9 protein-coding genes and 1 pseudogene are annotated in these 10,769 nt (G+C 33.5%); 1 reads left to right on the plus strand and 9 read right to left on the minus strand.

What is annotated here, in order from left to right; genetic code table 11:
- Positions 1-242: 242 nt before the first annotated feature.
- From VKJ25_RS03500 to VKJ25_RS03535, 8 genes and pseudogenes are all read right to left on the minus strand, one after another.
- Complete coding sequence (locus VKJ25_RS03500) at positions 243-1,748, minus strand: protein kinase domain-containing protein (protein WP_324235239.1); 1,506 nt, start codon at positions 1,746-1,748, stop codon at positions 243-245.
- A gap of 169 nt (positions 1,749-1,917) precedes the next feature.
- The gene (locus VKJ25_RS03505; protein ID WP_324235240.1) at positions 1,918-2,517 is read right to left on the minus strand and encodes a Uma2 family endonuclease; all 600 of its coding nucleotides are present in this window, start codon (positions 2,515-2,517) and stop codon (positions 1,918-1,920) included.
- Positions 2,518-3,370: 853 nt separating this feature from the next.
- On the minus strand, positions 3,371-5,182 hold the full coding sequence (locus VKJ25_RS03510; protein ID WP_324235241.1) for an aspartate kinase: 1,812 nt from the start codon (positions 5,180-5,182) through the stop codon (positions 3,371-3,373).
- Positions 5,183-5,434: 252 nt separating this feature from the next.
- Positions 5,435-5,734: pseudogene (locus VKJ25_RS24825) on the minus strand (PIN domain-containing protein); the annotation flags it as partial.
- 15 nt (positions 5,735-5,749) lie between these two features.
- On the minus strand, positions 5,750-5,920 hold the full coding sequence (locus tag VKJ25_RS03520; RefSeq protein ID WP_324235243.1) for a hypothetical protein: 171 nt from the start codon (positions 5,918-5,920) through the stop codon (positions 5,750-5,752).
- A 5-nt stretch (positions 5,921-5,925) separates the two neighbouring features.
- The gene (locus VKJ25_RS03525) at positions 5,926-6,165 is read right to left on the minus strand and encodes a hypothetical protein (protein ID WP_324235244.1); all 240 of its coding nucleotides are present in this window, start codon (positions 6,163-6,165) and stop codon (positions 5,926-5,928) included.
- A gap of 257 nt (positions 6,166-6,422) precedes the next feature.
- Positions 6,423-6,998, minus strand: a complete 576-nt coding sequence (locus VKJ25_RS03530) for a BglII/BstYI family type II restriction endonuclease (protein WP_324235245.1) — start codon at positions 6,996-6,998, stop codon at positions 6,423-6,425.
- A 5-nt stretch (positions 6,999-7,003) separates the two neighbouring features.
- Positions 7,004-7,981: a DNA-methyltransferase gene (locus VKJ25_RS03535; RefSeq protein ID WP_324235246.1), complete on the minus strand. Its 978-nt coding sequence runs from the start codon at positions 7,979-7,981 to the stop codon at positions 7,004-7,006.
- A gap of 1,077 nt (positions 7,982-9,058) precedes the next feature.
- Here VKJ25_RS03535 and VKJ25_RS03540 point away from each other — a divergent pair.
- On the plus strand, positions 9,059-9,481 hold the full coding sequence (locus tag VKJ25_RS03540; RefSeq protein ID WP_324235247.1) for a hypothetical protein: 423 nt from the start codon (positions 9,059-9,061) through the stop codon (positions 9,479-9,481).
- Between the two features lie 163 nt (positions 9,482-9,644).
- Here VKJ25_RS03540 and VKJ25_RS03545 read toward each other — a convergent pair whose 3' ends face one another.
- On the minus strand, positions 9,645-10,523 hold the full coding sequence (locus VKJ25_RS03545) for a sulfotransferase domain-containing protein (RefSeq protein ID WP_324235248.1): 879 nt from the start codon (positions 10,521-10,523) through the stop codon (positions 9,645-9,647).
- Positions 10,524-10,769 lie beyond the last annotated feature (246 nt).

Below are 10,769 nucleotides of genomic sequence, written 5' to 3' on the forward strand. Positions count from 1 at the left end.
ACTCAGTGACTTATTCCTGGAATAATTGGTGATAATACTGAGATTTGCTTGTGATTCTAGTATGCTATAAATAATGATCTAGATCACAATTAATGTTAAGATAAGGAAGAAGGAAGAAGGAAGAAGGAAGAAGGAAGAAGGAAGAAGGAAGAAGGAAATTAGATGAGTCTATGAGATTGATACCTTATGAATTTTGGTATTATATGAACCGTGTTTTTATATAACCGAATTATATGTAAAGTTTAATTTTTAATTAAGACTTTTTTAACAACTAAAGTACCAGCTATCTTGTCATGTAATGCTTGCTTTTTTTTGGTAAAAGCTGCCATAATAAACCCTATTAGCAGAGTTATTAAGGAAATTGTTTTAGCGAAATACCTGGTATTAGCACGACCAAATGATATGAGATTTCCATTTAAGTCTGTGACGACAATTCCCATTATTTTTTTCCCAATAGTTGCTTTTGCTGGTGAACTTTCACGTCGCGTAAAATAAAACCAATTTAATACAGTAGTGAATAAGACAAAAATTAGAGTTACTATATATGATGAATCGTCAAATACTCTTGCCTCTAATCCTATAAAAATCATCAAAATAATACCGAAAATTTCTGTAGTTATACTAAAAGAACTCCAACCTATCCACCATCCAAAACCACCTATTGAATTGATTATTTGATCGGGCAAAAATTGATTACCTAGAAAGATTCTACCTAATAATCCCGTTACAATTATCAGAATAATATTATCTAAAGCCAAAGCGAAAAAACGCCTCAAAAATACTTCATATTCAGGAGCAGAGGAAACTACTGTTGATTGATTTTGTTTCTGATTATTTTTAGGCAAACCAGAACTATGTTTTCCCTCATTTATATTGTTTAAATAGTTGAAAATATCTTGTGTATTTTGAGGTCTATTCCCTGGAAAAGGCTTCATTAAATAATCTATAAAATCGCCCAAATCTTTTGATATCTTAACACTATTTCGCCAAATTAAATCTCCCGTATTCCGGTCTTCAGGAAAATTATTAGGTTGCTTACCTGTTAATAAATAAACAAAAGTTCTCCCCAAAGCAAAAAAATCAGATTGCTGCACAGCTTTTCCATTCACTTGTTCTAATGGTGTATAACCAGGGGAAATAATTCCTGTTACTTGTTGCCCTCCTAGTTTTTGTAGATAAGTTTGAGTGACTTCTCTAGCTGTACCAAAATCAATTAATACTAACTGACCATTTTCTCTAATCATAATATTCGATGGTTTAATATCTCTGTGAAAATATTCTTGTTGATGAACTTCATGTAAAATTTCTATCAACTGTTTTAACCATCTAAATGCTGCCTTTTGAGAAATAGGTTCAGAGTTCCGTTGCTGCATATATTTTTCTAAATCCATCCCGGCAATTTTTTCCATCACCAAACAATGCAAATGTTGTTGATTATTTCTAGGTCGAAAAGTGAAGTAACTGTCAGCTTCAACTCTAGGAATACCAGGATGATTTAAACTACTTAAAACCTCAGCTTCTTGTCGAAATAATTCAACTGCTTTAGGATGATTATTATGCAAAACTTTTAATACTTTAGGAATGCCACAGTCTTCCACTTCAAATGTTTTACCAAAACCACCGCCACCGAGAGGTTGAATAACTCGATAAATGTCTTGCAGCAACAGTTGGGAACCACAGGTTTGACAAAATAAAGGAGTGCCACTATTTTGAGGATTAGGACATTGAGGATTTATGCAATAACTCATAAAAGGTTGCTAAATTTTATAGCGCTATGGGCTAGGGAATAGGGAGTAGGGAACAGGCCAGAGTTAGGGTTCCCGAAAAATCAGTTTTTTTACTTACTTTTTGATTGGTGAAAAGAAACTGTACGGGTTTGGTCTCCAAACCCCTGTGATTAAATTTCCAAAGATTAAATTACCAAACTTCTGTTAAATCTAAAGCAAATCCAGGCAATACATTTTCTCCGGATAAACTATCAGGATTTTCATATATTTCTATTTCCTGATTTTGCCAATAAGTCTCTACTGTGCGGTTTTTACTATTAATTAACCAACCTAATCTTGCACCATTTTCCTGATACTCTTTCATCTTTTTTTGTAATTCTAAAATAGTATCATTTTTAGAACGTAATTCTACTACAAAATCAGGGCATAAAAGCGCAAAAGTTTCCTGTTGTTCTCTAGTTAAAGCATCCCATCTTTCCTGTTTTACCCAGGCAGCATCAGGAGAGCGATTACTACCATTAGGCAGATGAAAACTACTAGAAGAATTAAAACTTTTCCCCAATTTTGTTTGATAGTTCCATGACCAAAGTTGCCCTATAATACTTGAGTTGCGATTTCCTGTAATGCTTCCTTTTGGTGCCATAATAATTAATTCTTCTGTAGCTGTTCTTTCTAATTGTAAATCTCGGTTAACCAGTGCTAACTCAATAAATTGTTCGTGGGTAATTTTCAGTTTAATTTCTTTGGGAATATTAACTGGTATTGTCTTAATTAAATTAGTTGTTGTCATAACTTTTTTACCTTTGTTGAAGATAATGATAAAGTATAAGCATTCAGCTATTAGCAATCAGCAGTCAGCTCAAGCACAATAAAAATGAATGAAGCAAGCACTTTTTTAACTTCTACTTTTCAATCATGTATCTGAGTTGTCAACCCAATATAATGGCCGGAAATTATAGATTTGTTTCATAAGCTGAGAGCTGACTGCTGAATGCGAGCGCATTTCCCAGGAAATGCTTACGTTTTATTCTACCAAAATCAAAAAAATATTGCTATTAGCAGAAGCTCAATATTTGGTATAATGGGGACTTACGCAGTACCGCTATACCCAGTATGAGGGTGCGCGATCTCATGGGGGACGGGTTTAGCTAACTTATCGGTGAAGACTCGTTAACTTAATAATGAAACCCGCCCCTACAAAGCCTGATATAGAATCCGGTTACAAGTGTATATGTTCATAATTTTATCTACACTTCAATCTCTTCATATCCCCATATCCCCATCTCCGACAACTATATAACGAGTATTCTACCGGATTTTCTATGATTCCCTAATGCGCACTCATTAGATGAAACAGTCCAGTAGTAGACTGAGACACCTTAAATGGTGCATGGGGTAGGGGCGGGTTTGAGCAGAAATTTTCATGGTTACTCTAAGGTTTACATAAACCCGCCCCGTTAGAGAGTGCGCGATCTCATGGGGGCGCGTTTAGCCAACTTATCAGTGAAGACTCGTTAACTTAAATAATGATTTTTCGGGAACCGTAACCCGCCCCTACAAAGTTTGATTCCCTAATGCACCATTTTCAAAGTCCGTGTTTATTAATCCAGTTTGCCTTCCTATACTCCCCTACTCATCTAACCTTAAACTGGAACTTTAACCACCTCATTACCAGATAAACCAAAAGCTTTGTGAATAGTTTGCAATGCTTTCACGCTATCCTCCTCTTCTACCACACAACTAATTTTAATTTCTGAAGTCGCAATCATCAAAATATTTATTTGACTTGCTGCCAATGCTGCAAACATTTTTGCTGCTATTCCTGGATGAGAAACCATTCCCGAACCAACTACACTCACTTTCGCAATACCACTCTGTAACTCTACTTCTCCCCAACCAAACTCTGCTGCTGCATTTCTCAAAATTTGATATGCGGTTTCCTCTTCTGATTGAGATATGGTAAAAGCAATATCACGAGTCAAAACTCCATCCACACTATGACAACGTTGGGATTGAATAATCATATCCACACTAATATTCTGTTGCGCCAACAAACCAAATATTTTAGCTGCTATTCCTGGGCGATCGGGAAGGTGACGCACCGCTACCCTTGCTTGCTTCCTATCTAAAGCAACTCCTCGCACTGGTGGCAAAACTTCTGACGACTCAGTAGCAGAACTACTGGAAATATCTGCTACATCTACCTCAAATGCTTGACACAAAGAATTAACTGCCTTTTCTCGGTCTTCTGCATTAACCACACAACTTACTTTAACTTCGGAAGTCGAAATCATTAATATATTTACTTCTGCTGCTGCCAAAGTTGCAAACATTTTTGCTGCTACTCGTGGTCGCCCGATCATTCCTGCACCCACCAGACTGACTTTGGCAATAGCTCTTTCTTCCGCTCTGACTTCTGGTTCCCCTAAACTGGGGTCAGAATTTTTCCCTAAAGCAGGTAATATAGCATCCGCTACTGCTGCTGCTACTCTCAATGTATCTTTTCCGACAGTGAAAGCAATATCATTAGTGTTACCTTCGTGAATAGATTGAATAATCAAATCTACATCTATATTTTTTTCCGCAATACCAGAAAATAATTTGGCTGCTACACCAGGGCGATCAGGAACGTGCAATAAAGAAATTGCCGCTTGGTTAGTATCATATTCTATGGCATCTACAGGTTTGGTTAATTCTAAATCTTGTAATGCAGGACGTCGAGGGATTTCAGAAACGACGCGAGTACCCGGTGCATCACTCCAACTGGATAACACTACTAATGGCATTCCATAATTTCGAGCAATTTCCACTGCCCTGGGATGCAACACTTTTGCCCCTAGACTTGCCAACTCCAACATCTCATTACAGGTAATTTCTGACATTAACTGTGCTTCCGGTACGATACGGGGATCGGTTGTTAATATTCCAGGAACGTCTGTATATATTTCGCATTTTTCTGCTTGGAGTGCTGCTGCTAAAGCGACTGCGGAAGTATCGGAACCACCTCTACCTAATGTGGTGATTTCCTGATGACGAGTCTGACTAATACCTTGGAAACCTGCAACAACTACAACTTCCCCCAGTTGCAGATGTTCTTCTATGCGTTCGGTTTGAATGTGTAAAATACGAGCGCGGGAATGTTGAGCTTCTGTGACTATTCCCACCTGCGCTCCAGTCAGGGAAATAGCTGGTACTCCCAACTCTTTTAATGCCATACTCATTAGAGCAATAGTAACTTGTTCCCCTGTGGATAGTAGCATATCCATTTCTCGGCGACAGGGGTTGGAGGAGATTTCGTTTGCTAGTTTGACTAAACCATCTGTGGTTTTTCCCATTGCGGAAAGCACTACGACTACCGAGCGATCGCTGGCTGTTTTAGCGATCTTTTGGGCCACTGCTTTGATTCTTTCTACAGAACCGACTGATGTACCACCATATTTTTGGACTATTAGCATATTAATTTGAGAATTAGACTATTTAGATCGTATTAATTTTAAATTCTTGGGTTAAAAGTTGTTAAGTAGATTAATTAAAATATACATTTTTATATTTGGTTTGAAGAGGTAATTTTAATTTCAAAGCATTAATATCAAGTCTCATTAATTAGCTATAATAAATCCGTTATTTTTAATGTAAAAGCAATTTCACAGGCATAATTTTTGCAATAAAAAAACCTAGATTTGGCAATTGTTCATTTATTTTATCTTTTAAAGATCACGAAATACAGCATCAAAAATAGAACGAGAAATTCTAAATTTGATGTTGACAAGATTTTCATAAAATTCATCTTTATTACCTATTTCTATTTTCCTCTCCACAGCTAACTTTTTCAAAATCGCTAAAGTTCCCTTAAGATTTAATCCTAAATTAGTAGCCATTTTTCTAGCAGCTAAATCGTCTAAAATTACAAAATCGGCTTGTAACTCGGTAGCTAGAGCAATAGTTTCTGATTCATCCTGGCTAAAACTCTTATGTAACCGATTAAATAAAGAAGTTAAATTAGTGCTTTGTACTGTTAACTTTTATAGTGTTAATACAGGAGTCAATGCCCGACTAATATTATCACTTTTAGGATTAATTTCAGTCACAACAGAGGGCGTTATATAAAATTTATAATTTTCATTAAGAAATAATTCTAAAGCTGGCAACCTGACTAACAAGATAAGAGGAGACGAATTAATTACAATTTTCAAAATTTTTACCACCTTTTTTCCTGTTCTATATCTTCATAAGAAAGATAGGAAAATTCAATGCCTAATAAATCCAAAATTTGCAACAATTCCTCAGCATCAATTTCCATTATTTCTGTACCTTTTTTCAAACTAATTAATCTAGCCATTAAAGCACCTAAGACAAATAAAAATTTTTCCTTTTGTTCGGATTCGACAAAAATTGGTAAAGCACCAGTAATATCTTTTAGATCGAGAGTAGTTATCATTTCAGTTATCAGTTATTAGTTATTAGTTAGAGACATTATTTATTTTGTTATATTTCCTGATTAGTTTAGATTCTTGATTATTAGAGTCGTATGTTTTATTTACCAAAATAATTAATAATTAAACAATTAAATAATTAAATAATTCACACCTTGAAGCCTCCCCTTTCAAGGGTCAAAGATTTATTTTTTCCTTTTAGCCCATCTTCTCCTTTTTAGAGAAAGGTAATTATCAATTATCCATTATCCATTAATGAATATCATTCTGCTAATCCTAATACTAAAACAGGAATATCAATATTTGCTACTCCTCGATGTTCTAAATCCCAAACAAATTGTTCAAAATAAGAAACTCCTGTTGACATCATATCTGCAAATTCTTTAATAGGTACTATTTCTATTCCTACATCAATTATATTTTGATTGTGAAAAATAGTCATTTTTGCACAGACATTGTAAACCATAAAAGCATATTTACCAAATTGAACTTCTACTCCTACTTTACCTTTAACAAAATCCATTTCTCGATAAGGTCTTGGCTGACGCTCTGGAGTCATAGGTTGATAATTATCTGTATAATATCTAGTAGGATATTCACAATATATTTTTTCTTTTTTCCAACCCATCAATTCAAACTCTTGTCTATAAGCAGTATTAAGGGAACTAGGTTTATATAGCATCCTACCAGCCATTGTTTTTTCTTGACTAATCTTTGTTTTATGTTGTTTTGCATCTATTCTAGAAATAACATTTTTAACCTGATTAAATTCATCACTGAAGTTTTGCTCAATAACTTCTAACCCAGAGTTAAAAGAATAAATACCAGCAATAATCATTAATTTTATTTCTCCTCTTGTTCTTCAAATAAATTCATTTGTTTATGATCCTTCCACTCATCAGGAATTTGACTAACTTTTTCTTTACCGGTAGGAACATAAACAGGTTTACCTAAAGGTCTCGTGCGTAAAGTTCCATTGTAATAAGAATTAATTCGATTTCTAGCTATTTCAATATAATCAAGTTCTTTCTCACTTCCCATTGCTTTTCTATTATTTTTAATAGCTGCAATTAAAGAAGTACCTGTTCCGGCATAAGGATCGAAAACAAAATCATTTTCATTTGTTAAAGCCAAAACACATCTTTCAACTAATTCTACTGGATATTGACAAGGATGATTTGTTTTTTCTGGATGATTAGATTTTACATTAGGAATATCCCAGATTCCTGCTTCCCAATCTTTAGCTAAAATTTCCCAAACATCAGAGGGATTTTTACCTTTTTTATTTCCCGATAATTGACCTTTCTTTGCTCCTTTATAATGTCGCTTACCAGGATATTTTGCCGGAACTCTAACCGGGTCTAAATTAAAAATATAATTATCACTTTTACTAAACCAAAGAATTGTTTCATAACGACCAGAAAACCTTTTTTGGGCGTGTAAACCATGACCATAATGCCAGATAATTCTATTCCGCAAAAACATTTGTAATTTTTTGAATATTTGGTAATAAAAAATATCTAAAGGAAACACTTCACCTTTTTGAATAAAATTACCAACTTGCCAACAAATACTACCATCCTCTCTCAAAATTCGGTACATTTGATTCAGCAGTTTTTCTTGAGTTTCTAGATAGTCTTCTAGGGCAATTTTTTGCTCATAATTTTTACCAATATTGTAGGGAGGAGAAGTGATAATTAAAGCTACAGAATTATCAGGTATTGTGTTGATAAAATCTGCTGCCTCTCCGGGATAAAGTATTAAATTAGCTTCAAAATTAAACTCTTCTGAAATCAACTGTTGAGATGAGAAAAAATTCATAGAGAGACTTTAGTAAAAAAAAATATTATAGCATTTCCCAAACTAGCGAGGTACAGATATTATTGATAATTATAGCGGATTCCAGATACATCAACCTTGGTGAAGTATACCCACGCGAGCAAGATGCTCGCTACTTATGAAAATTAAATTATTAATATCTGTACTTCATATACTTGGAATCTGCTGTAAATGTTCTTAGTGCCATTTTTCGCGCGGGTGTACCTCACCAAACTAGAACCTGCTATACCAAAATTTTTAGGTTTAATTATATCAAAAATTTCCTTTGATTTGAGAAAAATAATTATACTTGAGAGAGGGAACAAAAAAGGGGGAAGAAGAAGTCAATTTAGGATGTATAATTAATTTTGCTTATGAACTTAAAAGAGATTTGTATTATTGTAGGCAAATCAGTTGCTCCCCAAATTTTTGTATGGGTCATTTCAGTTATCAGTAGAGAGTGAACCTCCGACTTTAGTTGGAGGCTTTAAATACTGAGTTAAAAGAGTTTGCGAATGGAAATAGAAAAGCTTTTACAGATAAAAACTATAGCCTTTTAAAATCCAGAAAAAGTGCTATTTTTTCATCATATAACTACCAAAAAGTACGGTTCCCCAGAAATAGGATTTTAGGCAGACCAAGGATAGAAAAATAAAGGAATAATTATTCCTCCTGCTTTCTCTTTATTCCCGAATAATTAACAATTAAAAGTTGATAATTAATAATTAAAAGTTGATAGTCAATAATTATTTATTCAACAATTTATCCCTGGAAGCCTCTCCTTTTCAAGGGATAAATAAAAAATTTTTATGATTAGTCAATCCCCTTCTTTGAAGAAGGGGTAATTATTAATTATTAATTGTTTATTATTAATTGCTGAACACCCTGCCCACACTTTGCTTTTTTCAACCAACCCTAAATATTTTTTCATTCCCTGAAAAGGGGAGGCACATACCCTCATTTTCTGGTAAAAAAAAGGTAACTCAACTCCCTCAAAAGGAACAAAAAGTGTAAACTTTCTATTGAGATATTGATGGGTAGCAGAGAGAATAATTCATTGTTAAAATAACAGGAAAGAAAATGATACAAAAATACCTCGAATATTTACAAAAACCTAGACTTGAGTTAGATGGACACCCAATATGTCCATACGCCAAAAAGTTCATAGAAAATATCTCAGTATGGAACGCTGAAAATATGGTGGAGTCAGTCAAAAAATATGTCAACAACTTTCCTGTAAATAAGAAGGTTATCATACTGATAGCTGACCCTAAAAAATATTCTATTGAAGAACTCCAAACTATCTGCGATGAAAATCAAACTGATAAACTTTGGCTAGTTCCAGACCACCCAAACCAATACAATGAGATAGGTGGAGTGAAGACTAATAATGAAGATTATGCAATGATATTAATCCAAGATAGAGAAGAGTTGAAAAAATATTCTGATAAATTGCAAAAAACATCTTATTACAATTTTTGGTCTGAAGAATACTATAAATAGATAGTTGAGGGAAGATAACTTTCTGTATCACTTCAGTTATTAGTTATTCTTTCTTTTATTATTGAAATAAATTAGTTTGTCTATTCTTTTTCCACTTCCTATTTAAAGTTCCATTGTAATAATAATTAATTCGATTCAATTATTTTCCTTTACTTCCTACTTCCTACTCCTTACTACCTATTTTAGGAATTTCCCATAAATTTTCGGCTTCAGTTCCAGCAGTTCTCATCCTCAATTTTTCACTTAATCTCTGAATTTGAGAAACTGAAAAATGTAACTTCCAATCTCCCACTTTTCCTTTACGAATAAATGGAGTCATATTATTAGGACGTTCACTACACCAACGACTTTGATTTTTGCTCATGCTAGCAAAACTTGTATGGTGAATAATACTTTCTATAATTTGGGGATTAGCGATTTTTTCTACATAATTATCACCTAAAAATTCTGCTATAGCAGTAATATTTATTTTGGGGTTCTTTTTCATAGATTCATAAGTTAAAAACAGAACATTTTCATCATTTTTATGTTGTACCCAACCAACTAAATGCTCGAAGTAATCTCCCCAGTCTACTTCTCCATTAATAAAACATTCAAAAAAATCATCAAATGTACCTTCAGCAAAATTATAATGTTTGACAAATCCTTGAGTATGATAATAAAAAGAAACAGCACAATCAAAAGGATTACGAACTACATAAATATATTTTGCATCAGGATTATAGGGAGTTAAATCATAAGTTAAATGAGTTTTGATAAAACGAGGTTCCGATAAAGATTTGACAAAATCACCTCCCACTTCTTCGAGATGAGGAACTTCTAAATTAATATTTTTATCTAAAGGCAATGGTTTACCATCGTGGGATAACATCCAAACAATATGTTGAGTCCAAGTTGTTCCACATTTAGGATAAGTAACAATAAAAGTGTCTGTTGTTTGAGCTTGATATGTCAGTCCAGAGTCAAAATTTTCTGGAGGAAATCCCATTGGTAGGCGAAAATTTTTGTGCAGTATATAGCTGGGTTTTATACTTGGTTTCATTAAGTTATACTCTCATTTTAGTTATCAATTATTATTTATAAAGTTGAGCTGATCTTCTACTTCAATTATTTAGAAAATTAAGTAGGAATTGACCAAATATTTTTTTTGATAATATTGTTACCATAAATTAATAGATTCAATTCTCATATTTTGATTATGGTTTATTATCGCAAAACGTTAAATTCATCCAATATTCAACTTTCTTATCTAGAATGGCAAACAGAAGAAAGTCAAGAAAAAAAACAA

Origin of the sequence: Okeania sp., assembly GCF_035285525.1 — a bacterium.
GTDB lineage: Bacteria > Cyanobacteriota > Cyanobacteriia > Cyanobacteriales > Microcoleaceae > Trichodesmium.